This is a genomic window from Seonamhaeicola marinus (genome assembly GCF_008085455.1).
Genome location: NZ_VSDQ01000915.1, coordinates 1 through 1,364, shown reverse-complemented (window position 1 = coordinate 1,364; position 1,364 = coordinate 1). Strand labels below are relative to the sequence as shown.

Annotated in this window: 1 protein-coding gene; it reads left to right on the top strand. The window is 34.1% G+C overall.

Features of this window, described 5'->3' with window-relative positions:
* A partial coding sequence (locus FUA24_RS24805; RefSeq protein ID WP_148546105.1) for a cell division protein FtsZ occupies positions 1-1,364 on the top strand: 1,364 nt, incomplete at both ends.

Sequence of the window (1,364 nt, the reverse complement as noted above, 5' to 3'; positions counted from 1 at the left end):
AGTTTGAAGGAAGAATGCGTATTGAGCAATCACAAAAAGGAATTGAAAAAATTAGAAGCGTTGTAGATTCTTTAATAGTAATAAATAATAACAAACTTAGAGAAGTTTATGGAAATCTAGGTTTTAAAGCAGGTTTCTCAAAAGCCGATGAGGTGTTATCTACCGCTGCTCGTGGTATTGCCGAAGTTATAACACATCATTATACACAAAATATAGATTTACGTGATGCTAAAACGGTATTAAGTAATAGCGGCACCGCAATAATGGGGTCTGCAGTAGCTGCTGGTCAAAACCGTGCGCAAGATGCTATTAGAAACGCATTAGATTCGCCGTTACTAAACGATAATAAAATAACAGGTGCTAAAAACGTACTATTACTGATAGTATCAGGAACACATGAAATTACTATTGATGAAATAGGTGAAATTAATGACCACATACAAAATGAAGCAGGTCATGGCGCTAACATTATTATGGGTGTTGGTGAAGATAGCACTTTAGAAGAATCAATAGCAGTAACAATAATAGCCACAGGTTTTAATATTGAGCAGCAAGATGAAATTTCAAATACTGAAACCAAAAGAGTTATACATTCTTTAACACCAGAAGATCAAGATTTAAGTGGTGAAGAAAAAGAGCCCGCAATTATAGCGCCTGCCATTGAATTAGAAGAAAAGCAAGCACCAAAAATTGTACGCCATACTTTAGATTTTGATACAGAAGAAGAACAGGTAAAGCCAAAAACACAGGTAAAACCAGAAAACAATGTAAGACAAAATCCTAATTTAGATATTATTCCAACATCAGAAATCATTAAAAACATCAATGTTGTTTATGATGAAGTAAAGGCAACTGTTGAAGATGAAGATGATTTTATCATTAAGCCAGTAACCAAAATGGAAAATGATATTAAAAATATTGATGTTGTAGCCGAAACTATTGAAGAAGAAGAGCAGCAAATAACCTTAACTTTTGATTTGCCTTTAACAAGCAATGTTGAAGCACCAAAACAACCAGTTAACGAAAAAGAAGATATAATATCGCATGATTTAAATGACGAAATTAAAGATATTACTGTAAATGATTACACTGAGCTAATCACCATTACCGAAGCAAATGAAGACGGAGATATTCGTTACACTTTAGATGATTATGTAGAAGCTGATGCTGCAAACCCTAAAAAGAAAACACAACAAGAAGCTGTTGAAGAAGTTGATAATGATGTTGTTTTTGAACGAAAAGTGGTTAACGAACCAGCAGTAGAACCTGAAGAGGAGCAAGAAATTGACCCCATGAATACGCCTATTTCAGAACTCTTAAAAGAACGAGCTGAAGAGCGCAGACGTAAAATGAAGGATTTCAAT